25 protein-coding genes and 1 tRNA gene are annotated in these 20,968 nt (G+C 54.0%); 14 read left to right on the top strand and 12 right to left on the bottom strand.

The window, feature by feature from the left end; genetic code table 11:
- The first annotated feature begins 5 nt into the window (after window positions 1–5).
- From BCF11_RS16950 to BCF11_RS16940, 3 genes are read left to right on the top strand one after another with little or no spacing between them, the layout of a single operon-like run.
- Window positions 6–2,726 carry a phage tail tape measure protein gene (locus BCF11_RS16950; RefSeq protein WP_098495780.1) on the top strand — a complete coding sequence of 907 codons (2,721 nt, stop codon included), beginning with the start codon at window positions 6–8 and terminating at the stop codon, window positions 2,724–2,726.
- A gap of 13 nt (window positions 2,727–2,739) precedes the next feature.
- Window positions 2,740–3,267, top strand: coding sequence for a phage tail protein (locus BCF11_RS16945; protein WP_098495779.1), 528 nt, complete (start codon window positions 2,740–2,742; stop codon window positions 3,265–3,267).
- Window positions 3,267–4,535 carry a contractile injection system protein, VgrG/Pvc8 family gene (locus tag BCF11_RS16940; RefSeq protein ID WP_098495778.1) on the top strand — a complete coding sequence of 423 codons (1,269 nt, stop codon included), beginning with the start codon at window positions 3,267–3,269 and terminating at the stop codon, window positions 4,533–4,535. The genes BCF11_RS16945 and BCF11_RS16940 overlap by 1 nt, the downstream gene beginning before the upstream one ends.
- Before the next feature lie 22 nt (window positions 4,536–4,557).
- Here the strand turns inward: BCF11_RS16940 and BCF11_RS16935 are convergent, their stop codons facing one another.
- Genes BCF11_RS16935 through BCF11_RS16930 form a run of 3 tightly spaced genes read right to left on the bottom strand, consistent with a single transcriptional unit; the run spans window position 4,558 to window position 5,806 of the window.
- Window positions 4,558–4,887 carry a hypothetical protein gene (locus BCF11_RS16935; protein WP_098495777.1) on the bottom strand — a complete coding sequence of 110 codons (330 nt, stop codon included), beginning with the start codon at window positions 4,885–4,887 and terminating at the stop codon, window positions 4,558–4,560.
- Window positions 4,888–4,932: 45 nt separating this feature from the next.
- Entirely contained in the window at window positions 4,933–5,265 is a 333-nt protein-coding gene (locus BCF11_RS27625) for a hypothetical protein (protein WP_143751358.1), read from the bottom strand.
- Between the two features lie 58 nt (window positions 5,266–5,323).
- The gene (locus BCF11_RS16930) at window positions 5,324–5,806 is read right to left on the bottom strand and encodes a helix-turn-helix domain-containing protein (RefSeq protein ID WP_098495776.1); all 483 of its coding nucleotides are present in this window, start codon (window positions 5,804–5,806) and stop codon (window positions 5,324–5,326) included.
- A 72-nt stretch (window positions 5,807–5,878) separates the two neighbouring features.
- Here BCF11_RS16930 and BCF11_RS27620 point away from each other — a divergent pair, with 72 nt between their 5' ends.
- From BCF11_RS27620 to BCF11_RS16895, 8 genes are all read left to right on the top strand, one after another.
- Window positions 5,879–6,076, top strand: coding sequence for a hypothetical protein (locus BCF11_RS27620; RefSeq protein ID WP_143751357.1), 198 nt, complete (start codon window positions 5,879–5,881; stop codon window positions 6,074–6,076).
- A 17-nt stretch (window positions 6,077–6,093) separates the two neighbouring features.
- Window positions 6,094–6,291 carry a hypothetical protein gene (locus BCF11_RS16925; protein ID WP_098495775.1) on the top strand — a complete coding sequence of 66 codons (198 nt, stop codon included), beginning with the start codon at window positions 6,094–6,096 and terminating at the stop codon, window positions 6,289–6,291.
- A gap of 39 nt (window positions 6,292–6,330) precedes the next feature.
- Window positions 6,331–6,519 carry a hypothetical protein gene (locus BCF11_RS16920; protein ID WP_098495774.1) on the top strand — a complete coding sequence of 63 codons (189 nt, stop codon included), beginning with the start codon at window positions 6,331–6,333 and terminating at the stop codon, window positions 6,517–6,519.
- A complete protein-coding gene (locus BCF11_RS16915) occupies window positions 6,516–6,767 on the top strand; it encodes an ogr/Delta-like zinc finger family protein (protein WP_098495773.1) in 252 nt (83 codons plus the stop codon). Before BCF11_RS16920 ends, BCF11_RS16915 begins: the two co-directional genes overlap by 4 nt.
- 131 nt (window positions 6,768–6,898) lie before the next feature.
- On the top strand, window positions 6,899–7,117 hold the full coding sequence (locus BCF11_RS16910) for a hypothetical protein (RefSeq protein ID WP_098495772.1): 219 nt from the start codon (window positions 6,899–6,901) through the stop codon (window positions 7,115–7,117).
- A gap of 107 nt (window positions 7,118–7,224) precedes the next feature.
- A complete protein-coding gene (locus BCF11_RS16905; RefSeq protein ID WP_098495771.1) occupies window positions 7,225–7,563 on the top strand; it encodes a hypothetical protein in 339 nt (112 codons plus the stop codon).
- Window positions 7,560–9,527 carry a replication endonuclease gene (locus BCF11_RS16900; protein WP_098495770.1) on the top strand — a complete coding sequence of 656 codons (1,968 nt, stop codon included), beginning with the start codon at window positions 7,560–7,562 and terminating at the stop codon, window positions 9,525–9,527. Before BCF11_RS16905 ends, BCF11_RS16900 begins: the two co-directional genes overlap by 4 nt.
- Window positions 9,524–9,712, top strand: a complete 189-nt coding sequence (locus BCF11_RS16895) for a hypothetical protein (RefSeq protein WP_098495769.1) — start codon at window positions 9,524–9,526, stop codon at window positions 9,710–9,712. The genes BCF11_RS16900 and BCF11_RS16895 overlap by 4 nt, the downstream gene beginning before the upstream one ends.
- 333 nt (window positions 9,713–10,045) lie before the next feature.
- Here BCF11_RS16895 and BCF11_RS16890 read toward each other — a convergent pair whose 3' ends face one another.
- Complete coding sequence (locus BCF11_RS16890) at window positions 10,046–10,369, bottom strand: hypothetical protein (protein ID WP_098495768.1); 324 nt, start codon at window positions 10,367–10,369, stop codon at window positions 10,046–10,048.
- 587 nt (window positions 10,370–10,956) lie between these two features.
- On the opposite strand from BCF11_RS16890, the gene BCF11_RS16880 reads away from it, so the two are divergent.
- Window positions 10,957–12,219: a hypothetical protein gene (locus BCF11_RS16880; RefSeq protein WP_143751356.1), complete on the top strand. Its 1,263-nt coding sequence runs from the start codon at window positions 10,957–10,959 to the stop codon at window positions 12,217–12,219.
- A 12-nt stretch (window positions 12,220–12,231) separates the two neighbouring features.
- A complete protein-coding gene (locus BCF11_RS27615; RefSeq protein WP_143751355.1) occupies window positions 12,232–12,435 on the top strand; it encodes a hypothetical protein in 204 nt (67 codons plus the stop codon).
- A 46-nt stretch (window positions 12,436–12,481) separates the two neighbouring features.
- On the opposite strand, the gene BCF11_RS16875 is transcribed toward BCF11_RS27615, so the two are convergent.
- The 3 genes from BCF11_RS16875 to BCF11_RS16865 form a co-directional block, all read right to left on the bottom strand.
- A complete protein-coding gene (locus BCF11_RS16875; protein ID WP_098495766.1) occupies window positions 12,482–13,477 on the bottom strand; it encodes a site-specific integrase in 996 nt (331 codons plus the stop codon).
- 152 nt (window positions 13,478–13,629) lie between these two features.
- Window positions 13,630–13,704, bottom strand: a tRNA-Arg gene (locus BCF11_RS16870).
- A 296-nt stretch (window positions 13,705–14,000) separates the two neighbouring features.
- A complete protein-coding gene (locus tag BCF11_RS16865) occupies window positions 14,001–14,414 on the bottom strand; it encodes a hypothetical protein (RefSeq protein ID WP_098495765.1) in 414 nt (137 codons plus the stop codon).
- Between the two features lie 553 nt (window positions 14,415–14,967).
- On the opposite strand from BCF11_RS16865, the gene BCF11_RS16855 reads away from it, so the two are divergent.
- Complete coding sequence (locus BCF11_RS16855) at window positions 14,968–15,471, top strand: tyrosine-type recombinase/integrase (protein ID WP_098495763.1); 504 nt, start codon at window positions 14,968–14,970, stop codon at window positions 15,469–15,471.
- A gap of 99 nt (window positions 15,472–15,570) precedes the next feature.
- On the opposite strand, the gene BCF11_RS16850 is transcribed toward BCF11_RS16855, so the two are convergent.
- The 5 genes from BCF11_RS16850 to BCF11_RS16830 all read right to left on the bottom strand — a co-directional run bounded on the left by BCF11_RS16850 (window position 15,571) and on the right by BCF11_RS16830 (window position 20,821).
- A complete protein-coding gene (locus BCF11_RS16850) occupies window positions 15,571–16,854 on the bottom strand; it encodes a hypothetical protein (RefSeq protein WP_098495762.1) in 1,284 nt (427 codons plus the stop codon).
- A 129-nt stretch (window positions 16,855–16,983) separates the two neighbouring features.
- Window positions 16,984–17,703, bottom strand: a complete 720-nt coding sequence (locus tag BCF11_RS16845) for an AbiV family abortive infection protein (RefSeq protein WP_158229218.1) — start codon at window positions 17,701–17,703, stop codon at window positions 16,984–16,986.
- A 214-nt stretch (window positions 17,704–17,917) separates the two neighbouring features.
- Window positions 17,918–18,709 (bottom strand): hypothetical protein, encoded by a 792-nt coding sequence (locus BCF11_RS16840; RefSeq protein WP_098495760.1) that lies wholly within the window; start codon window positions 18,707–18,709, stop codon window positions 17,918–17,920.
- Window positions 18,710–19,020: 311 nt separating this feature from the next.
- Window positions 19,021–19,830 (bottom strand): alpha/beta fold hydrolase, encoded by an 810-nt coding sequence (locus tag BCF11_RS16835; protein WP_098497541.1) that lies wholly within the window; start codon window positions 19,828–19,830, stop codon window positions 19,021–19,023.
- Window positions 19,823–20,821 (bottom strand): M14 family zinc carboxypeptidase, encoded by a 999-nt coding sequence (locus BCF11_RS16830; protein ID WP_098495759.1) that lies wholly within the window; start codon window positions 20,819–20,821, stop codon window positions 19,823–19,825. Before BCF11_RS16830 ends, BCF11_RS16835 begins: the two co-directional genes overlap by 8 nt.
- Window positions 20,822–20,968: the final 147 nt, after the last annotated feature.

Raw genomic sequence — 20,968 nt, 5'->3', positions numbered from 1 at the left:
CTAGGATGAGTGACAAGCAATTGCGGTTACAGGTGGTCTTCGCGGCGCTGGACAAGCTGACCGGCCCCTTAAAAAAAATCACCGGCGAGTCGTCCGCCCTCGGCAAAGCCATCAAGGCCAACAATGACAGATTGAAGGAACTGAACGCCCAGCAAAAAGATGTTGGGCGTTTCCGCGAACTGAATGCCGGCTTGCAGACCAGCTCTGGCAAGCTGCGCGAGACGCAACAGCAGATTGCCGCCCTGGCGCAGAGGATGCAGCAGACCACCACGCCCACGCGCGCCATGACCCGCGAACTTAATGCCGCCGTGAAGTCGGCCAGCGCCTTGAAACAGGCCGGCCAGCAGCAAGGCGAACAAATGCAGATCTTGCGCTCCCGCTTGTCCGGCGCCGGCATCGATACGCGCAAGCTGGGGTCCGCACAGACTTGGCTGAAGGACAGCATCGCCTTTACCAATGCCGAACTCACCGCCCAGCAGAAGAAGCTGGCGGCAGTCGGCGCGCAGCAGCAAAAGGTCGCCGGCGCCCGCCAGCATGCCGACAAGCTACGCACGACCGCCGGCAATGTCGCTGCTGCCGGCATCGGTGCGACGGTGGCCGGCGCCGCCGTGGGCGCGCCCTTGGTCACTGGCTTGAAAGAGGCGAAGCACTATCAGACCGAGAAGGGCCGCATTACTGCCCTGGGCCTGGGACCGAAGGTCAGCGCCGACGCCGAGAGCTACGCCCGCAACATGCAGACCTACGGCACCAGCCATGCCGAAAACCTGGAGCTAGTGCGCGACAGCATGTCCGTGTTTGGCGATCTGCCGCACGCGCAGATGGTCGCGCCCATGCTGGCGAAGATGAAATTTGCGAATAAAGCGTTTTATGGCGAGGAAGCCGGCGGAGAGAATGAACGCAAGTTCATGGACATGCTGAAGGTCATCGAGGTGCGCGGCGGTACGGCCAGTTCGGAGAAATTCCACGAGCAGGCCAACATGGTGCAGAAAGTCATTTCTGCGACCGGCGGCCGGGTCGGCCCTACCGAGTGGCTAAACCTCATCAAGACCGGCGGTATTGCCGCCAAGGGCATGGACGAAAAGTCGTTTTACTACGAGCTGGAACCGCTGGTGCAGGAGCTGGGCGGCTTTGGCGTCGGTAACGGCCTGATGTCGAGCTATAACAATCTGTACCAGGGACGCACCAGCAAGCGGGCCGCGATCAATCTGGACAAGCTAGGCCTGATTGGCGATCACACCAAGGTCGTGCCGGACAAGGTCGGCCAGACAGCCCAGCTGAACCCTGGTGCGTTGCTGGGTTCCGACCTGTTCAAGAAAAGCCAGTTTGAGTGGATGGAAAAGGTCCTGTTGCCACAGTTGGAAAAAAACGGCATTACCGGCAAAGACAAGATCCTCGACACCATCGGCAGCCTGTTTACCAATCGCAAGGCCGGCGACCTGATGGCGAACATGTACTTGCAGCGCGCCCAGATCCACAAGAATCGGAATTTAAACGAAGGCGCCTACGATGTGGACCAGCTGGAACCGCTGGCCCGCGAACAGGCCGCCGGCAAGGAAATGGACGCGCACGCCAAGTTGGCCGACCTCCAGCTGACGATGGGCGAAAAAATCCTGCCGTTGTATTCCAGCGCCATCGAGACCGTGACGAAAGCCTTGGAAGGCTTGAACGGCTTCATGGAGCGCAACCCAGCCACGGCCAAGGCGATGATTGTCGGCTTCGGCATCCTCGCCGGCATCCTGGTCGTGCTGGGTCCGCTGATGCTGGGCCTGGCCGCCTTGATCGGCCCCTATGCCATGTTGCATGTCATGTTCGCCAAGATGGGGGTCGCCGGTGGCGTACTCACGCCAATCCTGCGCGGCATTAGCGGCGGCTTGATGACGGTCGGCAAAACCGTCTTGTGGCTGGGCCGAGCCTTGCTGACGAACCCGATTGTGTTGCTGATTACCCTCATTGCGGTATTGGCCTACCTCATCTATAAAAATTGGGAACCGCTCAAGGCGTTCTTTAGCGATCTGTGGGATGGCATCACCGAGCGGTTTAATCGTGTATGGGAAACCATCAAGACCTTTGCCGGCGGCTTGTGGGCCGATGTGAAAACAGCATTCGACGGCGGTATCGGGGGCGTTAGCGCGTTAATCATGAACTGGTCGCCGCTGGGGCTGTTCTATAAGGCATTTGCCGGGGTCATGAGTTGGTTCGGTGTTGAGCTGCCGGGGACATTTACCGAGTTCGGCGCCAACATCATCCAGGGCCTGGTCAATGGGATTACGTCCGGCTTCGGTTTCCTGAAAGACAAAATCAAGCAGCTCGGGGCAATGGTCGGCATGACCTTCGCGAAGGAACAGGAGATTCACAGCCCTAGCCGTGTCTTTAGCCGATTCGGTGGCTTTATCACCGAAGGGCTGGCGCTCGGCATCGAGAATGGACAGGATGCGCCGATCAACCAGGTCAGCGGTCTTGCCAAGCGGCTGACCCAGCTTGGCGCCGGCATCGCCATCGGTGCGACGGCCATGCCGGCGCTGTCCTTCGATACGCGCCCACCCATTGCGCCGCGTGCCGCTGGCGCCAGCGTCGTGGTCCAGGGTGACACGATCCAGATCATCGTTCAAACGCAGCCTGGCATGGACGACCAGGCCATTGCCCACGCCGTCATGCTGGCGATGGAAGAGCGAGACAGACAGAAGGCAGTGCGTACGCGCTCCAGCCTGTCCGACAATCACTTTTAAGGATTTTATTACCATGATGATGACCCTGGGCATGTTTGTCTTTAGCCTGCCGACCCTGGCTTACCAGGAGCTGCAACGCAAAACCGATTGGAAGCACCCGAGTACGTCGCGGGTCGGCGCCCGCAATGCCCGCCAGTACACCGGCAAAGGCGACGACACGATCACGCTGTCCGGCTGGATCGCGCCGGAGCTGACCGGCAGCGTGTATTCTCTGGATGCCTTGCGCCTGATGGGCGATACCGGCAAGTCGTGGATTCTGATTGCGGGGACCGGGCGCATCCTGGGGTCCTACGTCATCACCGGCATGACCGAGGGCCGCACGGTGCTGAGACAGGACGGCGACGCCGGCAATATCGAATTTTCGATCACCCTGGAGCGTACCGACGAATCCGTGCTGGGCTTGCTCAATACACTGGGCGACCTGGGTAGCATCAAAAACATGTTGAGCCTGGAGGGCATCAGCAACAGCGCCAGCAACGCCATCAATACCGGCGCTTCGACGTTCAACAATGTCGCCAACAGCATGCGGAGCCTGTTCTGATGGACTACCCGATCCCTGCTTTCAAAATCACGCTGGACGGCCAGGACATTACGGGGAAATTCGCGCCGCGCCTGGTCAGTCTCGACCTGACCGAGTGCCGTAGCGACAGCGCCGACGAACTGAGCATTACCCTGTCCGATACGGACGGCCAGCTTGCGATACCAAGCAAGGGCGCCAGGATCAACGTACAGATCGGCTGGCAGGAATCCGGCTTGATTGACAAGGGCGTCTTTACGGTCGATGAGATCGAGCATAGCGGCGCGCCGGATCTGCTGACCCTGCGCGCCAGGACGGCCAGCCTGATCGATACGTTCCGCCAGCCGGTCGAACGCAGTTTCCACGATACGACCCTGGGCGCGGTGATTGAGGTGATCGCGTTTCAGCAGGAGCTGAAAGCCGGTATTGCCGAGGCGCTGCGTGGTGTAAAGATCGCGCATCTGGACCAGACCCGCGAGAGCGACGCGGCATTCCTGCGCCGGTTAGGTAAAAAATATGATGCCGCCGCAACCGTGAAAAACGACACGCTGCTGTTCATGCCGGCGGGCCGCAGCAAGACGGCGTCGGGCCGCGACCTGCCGTTGATCCGCATCACGCGCAACCTGGGCGACAGGCATCGCTACCATAGCGCCGAGCGCGATAGCTACAGCGGCGTGCGCGTGTTCTGGCATGACGACCGGCACGGCCTGCGCCGCAGTGTGGTGGCGGGATTACCCGGCAACAGCAAGCGGCTGCGCACAACCTATGCGAATGAGGCCGACGCACGCGCCGCTGCCGTCGCCGAGTGGCAGCGCATCCAGCGCGGCGCTGCAAGCTTGGAATTGTCGCTGGCAATTGGCGACCCGGCGCTGATGCCGCAATCGCCTGTGGAAGTCGTCGGATTCAAAATCGATATTGATAATCAGGACTGGCTGACGGCCAAGGTCCGGCACAGCATCAGCGACGCCGGCTTTACCAGCAGCATCGAGCTGGAGACACGCACCGAGGAAGCAGAGGTCGAGCGCGAAGATGAGGTCGACCCAGATCCTGGCATTACCGGCGTGTATGCCAAGTGGCGCAACGTCGCCACGAAGAAGACCGGCCAGGAATTCGCACCGTCGACCGGCAAGGGAAAACATACGGCGCCGGCGGCCGGCGCGACGGCCAGTACAAAGACGCTGCAGCACGTCTACGCCAACAAGCAGACGGCAGCACGCGCCGCAAAACTCGAATGGGGAAAGATTCGGGAGCGGCGCGAGATCATCAAGGAGAATAACGATGCCGGAGGTTGATGTAGATTTTGAACCGCGACTATTATTTTGTGTGGCTCAAGTTGAGACAAAGAAGTTTGCTATTGAAATCTCGCACATTGATTTTCTGACCGCCAACCAGATTAATTGATTTTTCGATCAAATCCAGCTCCGTTTCTGATAAGTCTTTCTGTGCCTTGATGATCGTTGATGCACGATCATATTGCCGTTCTTTTAGAGCTTCATTTTGCTCTTTTAGAGCGGCAATTTGCGCTTGCATTCCTTGCATTTGAAAGCCATACAGCTGGACAGCGATAAACACCAACGCTGGAACCCCAAGAATTACGCCAATATCTCGAACCAATGCCGCCCACATTTTGATTTGCTTAATCATTTGAATTTATCCTATTTTCTTGAAATTTGAATATGTGGTGAGGCACTACATCAATGACGCTGAACGCGAACGGGGTCGAGTTTCCTCGCCCCAATAGGGCTGCGTACCGACACTATCCTGAAAGCACTCTCGATAAGCGCCTGTGGCGGTTTTGATGATATCGCCCACGGAATAAATTTGATCGGCAGAGCGACAGTAGCGTGCCGGTAGAGTTGTAATAGGCTGTTGAAATAGCGGCCAGTTGCCTGTCATCAGTGCTGCCATAAATGCGGCCGACTGCCATTTGAAAATGCGTTTCAAGCGATGGAAGCGAGCTGAATTTTGCAGCGCCACTGGCAAGGCAGCCAGATCACCGGATGCCATCAGGACGTTACCCATAACAAGCTGCCCAATAGACCATTGGCTGGCAGACTCGTTTCTGTGCCAGCCGCAGATTTTACTTATCCAATTTTTTTTTAGCTTTCTTAGGCTTATCACTCGCCATATTGACGACATTATCGCCCTTGACATCACCGACGAGGTGCTGGCCGACTTTGATATCGACCTTTTCCTGGAAGTGATTCGCCACGCGTGACGACGCCGCTGGTTTAGCCATCTCCGTGGACGTTTTACTGACCACATCCACCATGCCGAGCAGATTCACTTTCCCCCGAAGATCCAGCTTCCGGAAACCTGATAGCAATTCGTTTTCCTCGTCAGTGAGAGTCTGAACTGACGGTTTCCCAAGCATTACATATTGCACATCAACGCCGATAGCAGCTAATGCAATTAGGTAACCAGCGTCAGGAAAGCGCTGATCTTGCTCATAAGTAAATTGAGAAAGCTTTTTCACGCCTCCTACTGCTCCCAAAGCCTCTTGAGTTAAGCCAAGCCGCGTGCGTTCTTCTTTTAATCGTTCACCAAATGTATTGTTTTGCATAATTATCTATTGCAAATTATGTTTTACCATAATATAGTTGCGCCATCCCTAGCAGCTACACATCATAACATCATGAAAATATTGCCTAGAGCCGTTCGTATCCCTCAGGGACGCACTGCCCAGCCGCGTAACGTTCGCCTCATGCCAACTGAGTTAGTGGAAGTTAAACACTACGCGGCGAACGAAGATGAATCAATTGCCTGGTTCCTCCACTATCTGATCTTTCGCGGCCTGGCCGATTACAAACGCGAACTTGCTTCTTACCAATAATCGTTAAGGACGCCACCATGTATCCCGACACCAAGCGCATCCGCAATAACCGGCTCACCCTCCGGTTTGACGACTACGAACATGACCTGATAAAGGCATTAGCCAACTACCAGGGCGAACAGCCATCCACACTGCTGCGTCAGTTGGTATTGCGGGAAGCCGCAGCTGCTCTAGGCCTCAGCGATGGTGAAATAGTAAGCGCTAAGGCTGCCTAAGCCTAGACCGCAATAAGCCGACAAAGAGCCGACGAAAAGATGCCAGATCAAAATATCACCCTTACCGATGCAGAACACGACTTGCTGGAGCGCGTACGCCATCAGCAGGGTCTGGATTCGGTGCAACAGGCAGCGGAATGGCTTGCAAAATCGCGCTTGCGCAAGCAATCGCGCCAAATATCCGGCAGAGGCCGCGCCTTGTATCCAGTAGACAGGAAACCCGCATGAGAGTCATCAGTATTCCTTGTCCACATTGTCATTATCGTGTGCGCGCTGCGAAAAGCCGCACCATGTCGGACATGATGAAGGAGATCACCTACATGTGCCAAAACCCGGATTGCGGCCACGTTTTCGTCGCCAGCTTGGAAGTGATGCGCACCTTATCGATGTCGGCTATCCCGAATCCTGATGTACGTATCCACGTGTCGCAGCATGTCCGCAATGCCTGCGCCAATCAATTAACGCTGACGCTGTAAGCCACCCATGACAACACCTCGCAACCCAGCGCCGCCGTAGTCCCCCGCTAGTTCGTTTTACCACTCCCGATATTCCCTGCAATGCCTGATATCAGGCATGCGGGATTCGCTCACCCTGAAGAAAGGCAAGCATGTCCGTCGAAACTACTTTTCTCAACGTCAAAAGCATCACGATTAGTCCGGTGCAAACATTCCTTTGCTTTGAATCGAGCAGCACTAGGTTTTTCACGCAACGAGTCATGATCCGTTTCAGTGACGGCAGTGAACACGGCTTGACGCTCTTCTTACCCGCCGGTCAACCCGCACTGGCCTTGGGCGAACTGGTCACTCACGAACAGGTGACAGCATGAAACCGTTTAAAAAATTCCTGCTCGATTTCTGCGTGATGACGCTCGGCTGTCTCCTGATGATGGCCGGTCCATTGCTGCAAGCCACCGGCATCATTGGAGGATAAGCCATGGCGACCCACTCCCAACAGGCGCACCAGGACATTGCGTACACACACCTGACACACGCCTACATCATGCTGGCCGGCGACAAGGAAAGTGTACGCGCTGGCCGCTGGAATGGCATCCCGCCGCGTGACCGCCAGATGCTGGCGCATATGGCCGGCATTGGCAGCAAGAAGGGTGACACCACCTTGCAATCGTTGAACGCCCTGGAGCGTGGCAAGCTGCATTGCGAAGCCCGCCGGTTGATCAGGCAACTTGAAATCGTCCTGCGCTGTGCGCAAGGCGGCGAGTTGCCTAGCCAGTTCCCGGCAGCGGGTCACGAATCGGACGGTATCGCGGCATGAGCTACCGCTTCTATTCCGCCGAGAGCATCACCGGCCTGCCGAAACGCATGGGCCGCGCCCTGCGCGACCTGTTCGCCCGCGACGGTTATGAAAAGCACGAACACAAGGTCGATGTCATTGACGAGATCTGGTCTGCCGATCATTTCATTTTGCCGCCTGATGCGCCCGATGAGGCGCTGTATCGTGCCGCCGACACTGCCGCCCGTACCTGTTACCAATTCTGTGCCGACCTGCAATCGCTAGACACCATTGTGTCGGCCATTCGTGAACACTGTGACCGCCACGGCGTCGCCGCACCAGCAGGTAAGGAAGAAGCCGAAATTATCCGCCGGGCGCTGGACAAGGCTTGGTGGTTACGCGGCATCCGCAAGGTCCATGCGCGCCGCTGCGAACATATGGCGATCCGCCTGGGTTTTACGCATTTCAAGGCCGGCGCTTATGTCAGCAACGAAACTGCCTATCGCCAGCAGCGCCGTAATAAACAGAATGCCAAGCTGCTGGCATCCATAGAGATACAGAACGAAAACGGCCAGGTCTATAGCCTGGAAGCGTTAGCCGCCCTCGGCACGGCGAATAAATCCATTCGGCACAGCGAATTGATGACGCGCATTCGCGGCTTTGAAGAAATCGCTTTCGACCTGGGTCATGTCGGCATCTTTGCCACCATCACCGCACCGAGTAAATATCATGCCGTCCTGAGCAAGAACGGCGAACCTAACCCGAAATACAAGGCGTTTGGCGAACCGACGCCACGCGATGCGCAAGCTTATCTGTGCGACGTGTGGAAGAAAATCCGCTCCAAGCTGCACCGCGACGGTATCCACGCCTACGGCTTCCGTATTGCTGAACCGCACCATGACGGCTGCCCACACTGGCACATGCTGATGTTCGTCGCGCCCGAACACCTGGAGCGTTACGAGAAAGTCATGACAGCTTATGCCATGCGCGAAGACGGCGACGAACGCGGAGCTAAGAAGAACCGTGTCAAGTTGGTGCGTATCGAAGCCGGCAAGGGAACCGCTGCGGGTTACATCATCAAGTATGTCACCAAGAACACCGATGGCAAGAATCTGGACGAACACCATGTCATCGAAGATGGGCAAAAGCATATTCTGGTGGAAGACCTGGTCGGTGACGAACTGATTAAGCCGAGTCAGAGAGTTTGCTATTGGGCGCAGACCTGGGGCATCCGGCAATTTCAGCAGGTCGGCGGCGCGCCTGTCGGTCCATGGCGCGAGTTACGGCGCGTCAAGAGCGAAAGCATCCTGCATGCGCCTGACGCGGTGAAATCGGCGTGGCAGGCTGCACAGAGCATCAAGGCAACGGAAATCAATGTTGTCGACGGCAAGCGTGTCAAAACCGTCAAGACCATCAAGCAAGCCTCCTACCGCGATTACCTGCTGGCGCAGGGCGGCCCCATGGTCGGGCGCAAAGGGCTAGTCAAGATCGCCACACGCAGCACCGTAGTCGAGGGAAAGTACGCGACCTATGAGATGGAGAAGCCATGCGGGATTTATCACGCATGGAATCCGCACGCCGTGTACGAATCGGTACGTTATCAGTGGACGGTCGTCGGCGCCGCCAAGGCTGTGGTCTTTGACGTACCTTGGACTGGTGTAAATAACTGTACGAAAAAATCTAAAAAGAAAATATCGACTTCAGTTTTAACGCCGGAAGAAATAGCAGCAACAGCAGTTCGGCTTGCTGATTTCAACGAAAAAAATCCGCAGCCGGCCTACCAGCCTACCGACTGGTCGGCGATAGATAAAAAATCGAAAGACCTAGAACGGGAAACCGACAAATTTGCCGCTGCGATGAACGCGCAGTGTGAAGACACGTGCCGGCAGGAAGCCGCGGCTTACGAAAAAAACGACATGGCGGCACGCAAGCGCCTTGTCACGACCTGGGCAGCCATCGGCGCCTGCCCATATCCACGCATTTTTATTACTGAAAGGGACCTATGAAAACCATGATGTACGTGTGCCTCAATTCGCTTATCGGCTTCGCCCTGGTTGGCATTGCCGAGATCATCGAGCCGGCATTGATACGTCGCAAGATCCGCTACCACGGCGTGCTGGCATTCTTCACAGCCCTGCTCATTCTCGGTGCGCTGCTGGTCGGCCTGCTCCTGGGGGCCTTTCATGAATAAGGCCACTCAACCCATCACCGTCAGAGTGCGCGACCGCGTTACGTTCGACACCGACGAAGGACCTCAGGCCGGCTACGTCAACGATCTGCGACGAGACCTGGGCAATGGCGAGCTGCATGCCTGGGTTGAGTTGGAGCACCAATGGCCAGGATGTTTCCGTGCTGTGCCTATATCGCACATCCAATCGTCCGAGCAGGTTGGGCCACCGTCGGCAATGTACTTCGGATCAGACCGACGGAATCATGCTAGTGAATTCAAACGACTGTATTTGTGCAATTTTGAAGCTATCGATAAATCAGGAAGGGCAATTCAATGAAAATAGATCACCAAATATCATTCGAAACAGCGAACAACATAAGCTGTTCCAACAGCAGGTCGATGCTCAGGAAGTCCGTAGATGGTGTTGAACCTGGGGTGCGTGTGGATGCCAAAATCGACCAGACTCAGAGTCTTAAGAAAATCGTATACAGCCGTAATTTCCTCCATTCCGTCACCATCAATCGCACGGTACACAACCTTAGTACCTTCGATGTCAGAGAGTATTCCGACCCGGTGTGGGGGGCCGCCAAAGGTCTCCATGGAAAACGCGCTGATCCAATCAGCGATTTTGGAATCAAAGTCGGGTGTTTTGTCACTGCTGCTGAAATGCGTTTTCATGCGGTAATTGCCATTTTGTTAAAAGGAATGTGGAAGTATATGCTACGTCGCCCACGATGGACATGGCAGCTGTGCCTATGGCATGCGGCCCCCTTCTTTTCAATTACAGATGCAAGGTCGAACAACACGGCAGCCGAGCCGGCGCATACGGAGCAACGGAAATGAGCGACGTTGAGTTGATAAATAGGCTGGCTGAGGCTCTAGCAAAGCACTTTAAGCCAAGCATCCCACTTGGAATTGATCTGTGGGATATAGCAACGATAGGCCAATATTTGAAGCGAGATGCATCAGTCGTGCGAGAACGGATCGCTTGCCTGCCAGATTTTCCAAAGGCCATACGCTTGCCGTCAAACAAAGGGAGAGCACATCCACTTTATAAGGCATCAGAGGTCATCTGCTGGTCAGAAAAGTATCGAGAAAAGCGCTGATTTGGTCGACACCAGCTTTCTGGATTGCCCTTCGGCGGCTACGCTTGCTGGTGATTCGCAATTAAATTCTCTTGAAAGCATCACAATACTTGCTACTATTGAATTGTAGTCATATAGAAATTGTTTTTACTGAATGATTTTTAATTGGGGAGAATACTTTTGACTGCAGAGGTCGTGATTCTTAATAAAAATGGCATTGCCATGGCAGCCGATAGCGCCGTCTCTATTGGTCGTAGAAAAGTGTACAACTCAGCAAACAAGCTGTTTGCACTGTCTAGAAAACAACCAATTGGAATAATGATTTATGGCAGTGCCCAATTCATGGGCATTCCTTGGGAAGCCTTAATAAAATATTTTCGTAAAAACATTTTAAAAAATTCCAGCTACGCATCAGTTGACGAATATGCAAAGGAATTTATTAAATTCTTATCAACAACAAAACTGATACCTTCAGAAAACGAGGAAATGCACGTCATACAAACTGCTTTATCTTGCATTATGGAATTTGTTGGGCCTATTGATAACGCAATCAAGGACGTCATTGAACAAAATGGAAAGATATCCGTCTCAATGGCAAAATCTCTAGCAAATAGCGAGATTGATGCATGGCTTAAAAGACAAAAAGATAGGAGCGTAAAGCGGGAATGCACTGTCGCCCAAGCGAAATATCTCAAAAAGACATTTGAGGCGAAACTTAAGGCATTTATCGCTGCACACCTAACTCGGCTAGGAACTACTCAAGCTTTTCAAACGAAAATCCTGGCCGCAATTTTGCTCAAACTGTCATCAACGGAACCTGGCTCTGGTCGGACAGGTGTTGTATTTGCTGGCTTTGGAACCGAAGATATCTACCCATTCTCAATTGCTTATGATATTTGTGGGCGATTCAATGGCTTTCTAAGGTCGCGCAAGAATCGTGAGCAAAAAATTAACGGTAAATTAAGCGCTTCGATTTTGCCATTTGCACAAAGCGAGATGGTCCATACTTTTATGCGCGGAATTGATCCGAGTTTTTTTTCTGCGATCAATACAAAATTGGAGCAGATTTTTGAGGACGTGCCGAAAGCAATTCTTGCTAAGTATGGTTTTGTCCCCACTACGAAACAAGAAGCAAGCATGCGGGATGACTATAAAAAAGTATTCTCGGCAGTTACCAGCGAATTGACTAAAATTCAGCAAGAAAAATTTATATCGCCCGTACTCGATAGTGTCGCCGCCTTGCCAATTGACGAACTTGCAGCCATGGCAGAGTCACTAGTCAGTTTGACGTCCTTTAAGAGGAAGGTCACTATGGTTCCTGAATCCGTCGGTGGCCCCGTCGACGTTGCAGTAATTACCAAAGGCGATGGCTTCATTTGGATAAAAAGAAAACACTACTTTAAACCTGAACTGAACCCATATTATTTTCAACTTGACGTGTAAGGATAATTTACTATGGCAACCAAAAAAACGGCTTCAACCGAAATATTTTTTTCGTCGATTCATGAATGGAGAAACCAATCTTTGCCAAAAGAGATGTCAACTGCATTGGAAGATCACGAACTTGAATCTGAAGACGACATCTCCGCAATTCTGTCGTCTCGCATTGATGCACGGCTAAAGGCTGGGAAAATCCTACAGAAGGTCAAAACCCAATAACAGAGTGGCACAAGCCATTCAATAGCAGTCCTCGAATGCCTCGTTATCAATCCAATCGCTCTGCCAATTGAGCGGCTGTTTCATTGTAATAAATTTGCAGCATACGTAGATCGCGATGCCCGACCATTCTCGCCAACTCCAGGACATTGAGCTTTTTTGCAAGGCGAGTGATGGCTTCATGGCGAGTGTCGTGGAACGTCAACCCATCAATCATGCTTCTGTCTCGCGCTTTGCGAAACAAGCGATCAAGCGATACCGAGTTCAAACCGAATAGCGGTTCGCCGTCCTTGACCTTCGGCAGTAAGGAAAGCAACTCAAGGGCACGAGTTGAAAGAGGCACATCTCGCTTCGTGCCATTTTTCGTAATCGGTAGATGTGCGACCCTCCCTGTAACGTGTTCCGGTAACATGGCGCAAATTTCACCGGCGCGCATTGCCGTCTCAATAGCGAACAAAAATGCCACTGCCACAGCCTGGCTTTTTGTTTTGACCTTATTATCATCAAAGCCCAACGCATAGGTAATGCGGTCACTCTCATCAGGCGAGATCAAACGATCACGGGCCTCAGGATTTGCGGGCCTGCGTACATTCGTTGTCGGACTGGCTTCCATCCATTTCCACTCTCGCGTCGCAGTCGAGAAAACGTGAGAGAGTAAATTCAGATCGCGATTGATCGTAGACCCGGCAACCGTCTGCAAACGCATGTCGCGCCATTGCCCCAGGAAATCCGACGTCAATTCGTTCAATCTGATATCGCCGAGTCTGTTCCCGTCAACGACCATATCGGCAATTGCCGTTAGTCGCTTCCCCTCCCACTCTTTACCGCGTTTAGTTGGCGACACCTCCTTTTCGTAACGACGAAAAGCGTCTTCACAAGTCTTTCCCTTAACCAGACCGCTTGCCTTGTCCGTGCGTAGCTCGGTGTCACGCTTTGCCGCCCAAGCAGTGGCCTGAGCTTTAGTCGCGAATGTACCCGAATCGCGTTGCCCCTGGACATAGAGCTGAACGCGCCAAACATCCCCATCTTTTTTGAATGATGCCATTTCGTAATTCGTTCGTAAAATTTTCGTAAATGGTAACAGCAAAACGCGCGAAATTACGGGTTTTCGTGGGAATAGCGAAAGAAGGAGAATCGCCGAAAAGCCTTTAAATACGTGGCTTACGGCCGATTATAGGGAGTTAAAGAGAAGGGACTTGGTCCCGCCAACAGGAATCGGACCTGTATCTAGCGCTTAGGAGGCACTCGTTCTATCCATTGAACTATGGCGAGACAACGCGCAGCCTGGATCGGCTGCGGCGAAATTGTATCAGAGCCAGGGCCACTTGGTGTCAATCAAGTGATACGACATCAGCTTCGGCAGCTTTCTCAGCCCTTGGCGAAGCCGCCGCAAGCCAGTCCCGCACCTGTTCGGCAACCCAGCCGCCGGCATCCCGGGTCACGGCATCCCGGGTCAGGTCTTACAATGACACACAATACTCTGCTGCTTAATGCTAGTTCTCAGAATCTGATAGCGAAAATGTGTCATTGCAAGACCTGACCCCGGCTTTCTTTGACCCCGGCTTTCTTTAGGCGGATTTTGGGTATGGTTCTTCATCGGAGGATCTATGCCAACGAGAGACCGCTGCCCGGCTCAACTCGACGGAATACCTAACCTTCAGCGACTCAATCTGCTCTGAACTAAGCGTAGTTGAAGAGTCTGCAATCTCGGCACCGCAACACATGAAGAGATAAAGCGCCGTCAGTTCTTCAAGCCGCTCGGACTTGGACTCGACACTGAACATCTTCGGCTGTTCGACGAGCGCTCCAATCTCCACGAAAGGATCGTCGCTTTCACGGTCTGCGATGTACAGGTAACTCCAAGTGCGGCTGTTCACTGGATCGGAGTCCCCGTCGGTATCGACATTCCGATCCACACCATATAAGAGATCGACGAATATCCGGAAGTCTGGTCGATTTCCATTGACGGTGACATGATACATGCACTTCCTAACGTGAAATATGAAAGGCGGCCAATAGTTGGTCGCGTGTTCGATCTATGCATTGTGCAGCTAATCGCAGCCTAGCGTCGAAAGAAAAATCCTGAAAAAATTGAGTGCTACGAATTTGCTACAGAAAATTGATTGAGCTAGAGGTGGCGCGGGGTTTCGTTCTCATTCCACGCCGTGAACTATGGCGAGATTGGATATATTTCCATTAATATTTTAACCATTCCTCCTATGAAGCACCCATTCGATATAATCGCATATCACGCTGTCAGTGATACAAAGTGATATAGAGAGTGATACATGGCAAGCATAGTAAAAATCGGTGTTTCTTGGCGCGCTTATACGTCGCAAAGGCCATAAAGGATTGTGCTAGACATTCCAGACCAAAGCCCAGGCCGAAGCATGGGCACGACAACGCGAAGCCGAGATCGACCGCGGCGAAATTGTAGCAGAGCCTGGGGTACTTCGTGTTAATGAAGTGATACAAGCGTACCGAGAGCTCCGAGATCAGTCCCGTCCCATCGCGGACACCGCCAACGAACATTACATGCTGCGACGCCTGTCTGATGGCCTGGGCGACAAACGCGCAGGGGCGCTTTCGACTCAGGATCTCGTCTCATATTGCCAAATGAGAAAGGAAGAAGGTGCCGGCCCGTACACGATCAATATGGAATTAAGCAAACTTGGCACCGTGATGCGTTATACCGGGTCATTCCTCAAAATCGCGCTTCCTGACGTCACGGGCCAAGCCCGTCCCCTTCTGAATCACCTGGGGCTAATTGGCGGGGGCGGCAAGCGGGAACGCCGACCAACAGAGGATGAAATAACCGGCCTGCTGAATCAACTTAAGCAGCCATACAGCGACTTGGTCAGATTTGCGATCGCTACTGCGATGCGACGAGGTGAAATTGTCAAATTGTGCTGGACAGATCTAGATCCAGAAAAGAAATTGGTCCTGGTACGTGATCGGAAAGATCCGCGAAAGAAGCAAGGGAACGATCAGTGGGTAACCACCATGCCATGGCGCTTTGATCTTGCAGTCCATACATGACCGACTGATGTAACTTGCGATGGACAGCAAATGCCCCATAAGGGACATCCTCGATTCCTGATATCGGTCGTTCAAACTGAATTCGAAAACCGCCGCTGATCAAGATGCCTCAACACTGAAGAGCCAATAACGGGGATCTCCGTACAAAGGATGGTTGCGGTTTTTGATCAGGTACGAGGGCCCCACCCCGTGCGTCGTACCGTCCGAACCGCCGCTGTCGACCACGACATGCGAGCGATAGACGATCGTATGGATGTGCGTGCTCGACGGCCTTTGCAGGAAGTCGGATGTCATGATTTGCAGATCAGTGGCAACGGCTCGAGAGGAGCTATCGAGCTGTGCCAGATTGATCAATTGATCCGCTGTCAGCGCGTGTAGTTGCACCGCAAGCATAGCGGGACGCGTCCCGCTAAATTGACCCTTCGCCGCGTCGCGTAATTGACGCCGCATCCCGTCGAGTACCTTATCTTGCTTCTCACTCACGAGGGATAGAATCACGACGCGCCGGCGCGGCGAAAACAGGATCATCAGGTTACCATTCGATCGACGGGTGTGCGTACGCACAAACTGATCAACCGCCTGCCTGGAAATTTCCTCCGGAGCTTTGTTGAACGGACTATCGTTGATCGAAAAATCCCAGATCCGCACTGCGCAGTGCTCAGTTTCTGTCAATGCTTCATCCTGAAGCAGCGCCTTTCTAACCGCCTTTTCGATTTCACGATGTCGCTCGGGTGCCGGGGTCAAGCGATCCGGTATTGTGACTGCCACGATCAGTCCCTTTGTGGCGGAGTTGTATGTTTCAACCAAGACATCTTCCAATGCCCTATATAGCGTTGCGCTCCGGCGCCGGTGGATCTTTCGACCGAGGTCAGCTGAGAACATCTTGCACTCGACCTCGATCTCAACTTCGTCCTTCCTAGCGACAAAATCCACTCCTCCACCATGTTCCATGTCCTGAAATTCGACATCGAAGCCACGGACCATGAGGTGGACTGCTGTCGTAATTTCATGTTGAATTGAAAGCAACCCTTTGTCCTCTTTCAGGCCATCCAGTAGCACGCCACGCAGTCTTCGCCGACCGCTCTCGCTGAGGAGTTTGTGGCACCGTACGGTACCTGCGGCAAAGGCCACCAGTTCGAATTGTGCCTGGGTCTGGAGTTTGAACGGTTGATTGGGCTTCAACGACTGGTCCGAAAGAATCTCACGCATTGTCCATTCAATTGCGCACCTTTCCCATAGCCAATCTTTCATCAGGGGGTTTTCGTTGAGTTCCCGCTGGATCCAATCGAAACGACGCTTCCAGGGCTCTGTCCCCGTGATTTGCATCAGGGCCTGTAAGAGATCGGCTACTTCGGTATCGTGAACTTCAACGGAAAATCTCATACCACCTCACCTCCCTTTGAATTGTCTATATTTGGTATAGAGACCAGCAATCTCATCGCGATCCTTGACGTATGCACAAGCACTCTTTGAGACATTAATCCAGGTCAACACCCACCTTCAAAACTATTATCATGCATCATCCGACGAGGGTGTCTTTCGCTGCTTTACCAGTTCCACTAGCTTTGCAGGCAGCAAACCCTTAAAGTCTTGTAGAGTTTGGGGATCATTCCGATCCAAGGCATCGATACCCAAGACCGTCCACATCTGCGCCAATTCGACTGCCGCGGCGTCCAGATCCGTTTTCCATCTGGTGAGCACGCCCACCTTTTGGTGGGTCATCGACATGAACTCGGCGTTGCGCTGTTGGATATCAGCAAGATGTTCGCTCTTGATAACGTCGCGCGGTGCAATGAATTTACCGTCGAAGTCGACGTAGAGCGAGGCGTTCTTCAGATCGTTAGATTCTTTGTGAAACCTGTCCTGTATCTCCTTGAAGGCTACATGCGCTGCCGCTGTGTCGTTGTTCTGTTCAGCTTCCGCTTCCGATGCCGATTTCGGTAGAAAATAAGCATTGGCCTTGTTCTTGGCTTCATGGCGTGAGAAGGCTCGTGCCAGACGTTTCATGTCAATTTTTTCGCCTCGCAGAAGCGCGAAAACTGATGCGCAAAGCATGTCGGCCTTTCCACACTCCTCAAGGGATATTTGGTGAAGCAGCAGGCCTCGCGCCACCGCCCCCTTCTCGGTTAGGTACAGAGCTTCGTCATAGAGTTCATCCGCATTCTGGAAGGTTTTCTCCAAGCCTTCGATGAGCGTCTGTGCAAGATTCTTCGTATCAGGGTCAAGTGACATTAGAGTCGTCCAGGAAATGGGAGACTCGATTGTCGACGATCCACGCCGTGATGTCGAATGGCTGACGTTGGCGCCGGATGCTGCCGGTCGCCACAAGCCCTTAGTGAACATGAAAAATACCAGCGAAACGAGTCGAGCCGGCCAATGACTGCCGGCGCGGAAGTTCAACTCTAAGAGCCCGGCCGATTGCAGACAGCGTGCTTAGCGGCCGTAGTCACTTTACTTGTTTCGCGGCAGGAGCAGGAGCAGGAGCATCAGGCGTAGTCGTAGGCGCAGCGGGAGGAATTGCAATGCGAGTGAGTAAAAACTCTTTAACGTCTGCTTTCCCGGTTGCATGCGCAGCCACTTCCATTCCAGCAATGATGCTGCATGCACTGTGGTAGCTGAGCGCATCGGAGATCGCAGCGTTCACGGGATAGTCGACGAGGCTCAGTTTTTGAGCGTTGAAAATGCTGGTCTGAATGCCTTCTCTCTTTTTTGTGATACCAGTCGAGATCACATTCATAGCCAGATTGTTGAAGTATGCTTCATTATAGGTACTCAAAATACCTATTGATGCAGTACTGCTGGCTGCGAAATACTTGGCGGCCTGCGCACCGGGAACAACCGACGCGGCACCTGAGAAGAGCAAAGATAGTGTCGTCCAAACTGACTGCGTTTGAGATTTTGAAGAAAGAAGCGTCCGGATATACGCTCCACATCGTTGGTTAGATGCCGCAATAAGGCGCTCTTGTAGGTTGTTGCGACGGTACTTGTATTCGTCGGTGGCAATATCGGCGGCCGATATCGTGAGTGGCAATCCATAGGCAGTCAACAAATTCTCAAGATCGATTGTCTCAAAACCATCGGAACTATTCTCGTGGTTGCTGTTTGATGCTCGCAAGATCGAACCAGCACCACTTAGCGAGTTTTCATCGTCCGGAGCCGTAATCTTGCGAAGATTTGCACAGCCTGAAAGAGTGATTGCCGCTAAAACGCAAAGCGCACCGAAGCCTGTCGATTTCATGATCCCTCCCTGGGATAATTTCTTTTAGGTAATAACTTTAGATAATATTAAGCTTTGAATTTCGTCTGTCAAGCTTCCTTTAGTTCTGCCGGGAGAAAACTCACGCACTTTTTACGAGCAGCGGGGACGCGCCAAAGCACTTCTCATGCTGCTGATTTTGAACTAACCGGGAAAGTGGGTGATACAGGATTGATACGAGCGGGTCGCGAGGCCAGTAACTATATGGAGAATATCCCCTTGAACTATGGCGAGACAACGCGCAGCCTGGACCGGCTGCGGCGAAATTGTATCAGAGCCGGGCCTACTTGGTGTTAATCAAGTGATACAAAGCCGGCCTCGGCGTTTTCCCCAGCCTGAGCCAGCATCGCGGCAAGCCAGTTCTGCACCTGTTCAGCGACCCAATCCCCGGCATCTAGCGTCAGGTCGTGACCGGCCGCAGCCTGCTCCGCCAGCGGCGCCTGCCACAGACGCGCAAGGTTGTGCGAGCAGCGCGGATCGATCAGGCGGTCGGCGCCGCCGGCCAGGATCAGCAGCGGCATCGACGGCGCATGTCGCGGCGCGCGGTAACGCATCGCGGCGTACAGCTGGCGCCAGGCATTGCTGTAACTGACCGGGTGGTCGCACTGATAACCGATCCAAGCTGTCAGCACGTCCGCTTGAGTAGCGCAGCGATTGCTGGTCAGCTGTAGCAGCAGGCTTTCCTGTCTGGCGAAATTGCGCTGGCGCAGTCCCGGCATGGCAAGGGTCAGCAGTGCCGGATAGTTGCGCGGCCTGAGGCGCTGGTAGAACGGGCTGACCGGCCGCAGGCTGGTATTGAGCAGTACGCAGCCCGCCACTTCCTGTGGATAGCGCGCGGCCCAGTCGACAGCGACCATGGCGCCTAGCGACAAGGCAAACAAATAATAAGGCGGCAAAATGCCCTGGCTCAGAAGCTGGCGGCGGCAGGCTTCGGTCATGTCTTCCACGCGCGCCGGGCTCCGCTCCTGATGCAGGCGGCCATTGCCGGGCAGATCGAGCAGTGTGATGTCAGCCTCTGGCACCGTTGCCCGGAATAGCTCCGGAAATTCGCCCCAGTGCCGTGCCTCCCGCATCAACCCGCGCAGGAACACCCACTTACTCATGGCAGGCAGCGCTTTGCGCAGCACTCGCGGAACCGGCCGGTATCCAGTTCTTGTGGGCGCTGGCGGCATGGGTCAGGAATTCAAACCAGATCAGATGGCTGCGCAGCACTCGATGCAAGCGGCTGGGCGATCTGGGATTGAACATCCCCTGCCGGGAAAACAGCTGGCGCGGATTTTCCTTTACCCATAGCCAGGATCCCATCTCCAGCGTGAGCGGGAGAAATACCTGGCCGCCGCCGGGCGGCATCTGCAAGTACAGGTAATCCCACAGGTCGCCATGGGTCAGGTACTGAGAGTTTTGGGCTTCGAACAGATAATTGTGCTCGCGATAGGTCTGGTTGAACAAATCGGCAAGGGCGAGAATTTCGGGCAAATGGCGAATCGGCGTGCGGCTGTGCGCGTAAGGAAACCAGATGCGGTCCTTGGCGCCGAAGCCGGAATGGCAATCCAGGGCGATGCTGAACTCGCGGCTCATCAGCTCTTCCCGCACCACGCTGCAAAGTGCCTGGGCTTCGGCTTCCATCGGCGCATCGCTGACGCCGCGATACCATGGCAGGCGTGCGCTGATGCGTTGCCCGCCCAGCAGGAAGTGTACCCTCTCGCTGGCATCGACCGGGGCATTGCGCATCAGGTCGACGCCGCGCGGATTGCAGCGGGTGCTGTCCCACATGCCTGCGGGATTGACCAGCGGCATGAAAACCAGGCGCACCGAGGCCAGCTGGTGATGCAGCACCGCATCCCATTTCATACGCGACAGCAAGCTGCGCAAGAAGGCCAGCAATACCCGGGTGCCGATCTTTTCGAGGCCGTGCACGCCGCCGAAGAAGCCGACCGCGGGCGCAGCCGGGTCCTTGCTGCCGATGCTGAGGACATAGACCGGGAAGCGATGTCCCTTCAGTTCGATGTCGCACACAATCCTGCTGTCCAGGTAAGGCCGGCCTTCCTGGATGATGCGCTCCAGCTCGATCAACTCGGGTAAATTGAAGTCCATTTTTTGGAGCCTCCGCTGACCGATGAACGATGGATCGGCACAAGGTAAACTTGTGCGCCATGTTGCTGATATTGTCAAGGAAATACCTGAAAACCACATGCTCCGTGCGGTAGGATAGCGTTTTCGCCCTTGCGCAAGAATCGCACG

Origin of the sequence: Collimonas sp. PA-H2 (assembly GCF_002564105.1) — a bacterium.
Taxonomy (GTDB): domain Bacteria; phylum Pseudomonadota; class Gammaproteobacteria; order Burkholderiales; family Burkholderiaceae_D; genus Collimonas.
This window is presented reverse-complemented; position numbering and strand designations above follow the sequence as displayed.

What these genes read in the sequence shown, in the direction of transcription:
- BCF11_RS16915 (WP_098495773.1), top strand. Translation starts at nt 6,516, where the DNA reads ATGAGAGTCATCAGTATTCCTTGTCCACATTGTCATTATCGTGTGCGC.
- BCF11_RS16865 (WP_098495765.1), bottom strand. Translation starts at nt 14,414, where the DNA reads ATGTATCATGTCACCGTCAATGGAAATCGACCAGACTTCCGGATATTC.
- BCF11_RS27615 (WP_143751355.1), top strand. Translation starts at nt 12,232, where the DNA reads ATGGCAACCAAAAAAACGGCTTCAACCGAAATATTTTTTTCGTCGATT.
- BCF11_RS16840 (WP_098495760.1), bottom strand. Translation starts at nt 18,709, where the DNA reads ATGAAATCGACAGGCTTCGGTGCGCTTTGCGTTTTAGCGGCAATCACT.
- BCF11_RS16855 (WP_098495763.1), top strand. Translation starts at nt 14,968, where the DNA reads ATGCTGCGACGCCTGTCTGATGGCCTGGGCGACAAACGCGCAGGGGCG.
- BCF11_RS16905 (WP_098495771.1), top strand. Translation starts at nt 7,225, where the DNA reads ATGGCGACCCACTCCCAACAGGCGCACCAGGACATTGCGTACACACAC.
- BCF11_RS16900 (WP_098495770.1), top strand. Translation starts at nt 7,560, where the DNA reads ATGAGCTACCGCTTCTATTCCGCCGAGAGCATCACCGGCCTGCCGAAA.
- BCF11_RS16845 (WP_158229218.1), bottom strand. Translation starts at nt 17,703, where the DNA reads ATGTCACTTGACCCTGATACGAAGAATCTTGCACAGACGCTCATCGAA.
- BCF11_RS16935 (WP_098495777.1), bottom strand. Translation starts at nt 4,887, where the DNA reads ATGATTAAGCAAATCAAAATGTGGGCGGCATTGGTTCGAGATATTGGC.
- BCF11_RS27620 (WP_143751357.1), top strand. Translation starts at nt 5,879, where the DNA reads ATGAAAATATTGCCTAGAGCCGTTCGTATCCCTCAGGGACGCACTGCC.
- BCF11_RS16930 (WP_098495776.1), bottom strand. Translation starts at nt 5,806, where the DNA reads ATGCAAAACAATACATTTGGTGAACGATTAAAAGAAGAACGCACGCGG.
- BCF11_RS16945 (WP_098495779.1), top strand. Translation starts at nt 2,740, where the DNA reads ATGATGATGACCCTGGGCATGTTTGTCTTTAGCCTGCCGACCCTGGCT.
- BCF11_RS16925 (WP_098495775.1), top strand. Translation starts at nt 6,094, where the DNA reads ATGTATCCCGACACCAAGCGCATCCGCAATAACCGGCTCACCCTCCGG.
- BCF11_RS16850 (WP_098495762.1), bottom strand. Translation starts at nt 16,854, where the DNA reads ATGAGATTTTCCGTTGAAGTTCACGATACCGAAGTAGCCGATCTCTTA.
- BCF11_RS16875 (WP_098495766.1), bottom strand. Translation starts at nt 13,477, where the DNA reads ATGGCATCATTCAAAAAAGATGGGGATGTTTGGCGCGTTCAGCTCTAT.
- BCF11_RS16910 (WP_098495772.1), top strand. Translation starts at nt 6,899, where the DNA reads ATGTCCGTCGAAACTACTTTTCTCAACGTCAAAAGCATCACGATTAGT.
- BCF11_RS16920 (WP_098495774.1), top strand. Translation starts at nt 6,331, where the DNA reads ATGCCAGATCAAAATATCACCCTTACCGATGCAGAACACGACTTGCTG.
- BCF11_RS16950 (WP_098495780.1), top strand. Translation starts at nt 6, where the DNA reads ATGAGTGACAAGCAATTGCGGTTACAGGTGGTCTTCGCGGCGCTGGAC.
- BCF11_RS16830 (WP_098495759.1), bottom strand. Translation starts at nt 20,821, where the DNA reads ATGGACTTCAATTTACCCGAGTTGATCGAGCTGGAGCGCATCATCCAG.
- BCF11_RS16895 (WP_098495769.1), top strand. Translation starts at nt 9,524, where the DNA reads ATGAAAACCATGATGTACGTGTGCCTCAATTCGCTTATCGGCTTCGCC.
- BCF11_RS16890 (WP_098495768.1), bottom strand. Translation starts at nt 10,369, where the DNA reads ATGAAAACGCATTTCAGCAGCAGTGACAAAACACCCGACTTTGATTCC.
- BCF11_RS16940 (WP_098495778.1), top strand. Translation starts at nt 3,267, where the DNA reads ATGGACTACCCGATCCCTGCTTTCAAAATCACGCTGGACGGCCAGGAC.
- BCF11_RS27625 (WP_143751358.1), bottom strand. Translation starts at nt 5,265, where the DNA reads ATGGGTAACGTCCTGATGGCATCCGGTGATCTGGCTGCCTTGCCAGTG.
- BCF11_RS16835 (WP_098497541.1), bottom strand. Translation starts at nt 19,830, where the DNA reads ATGAGTAAGTGGGTGTTCCTGCGCGGGTTGATGCGGGAGGCACGGCAC.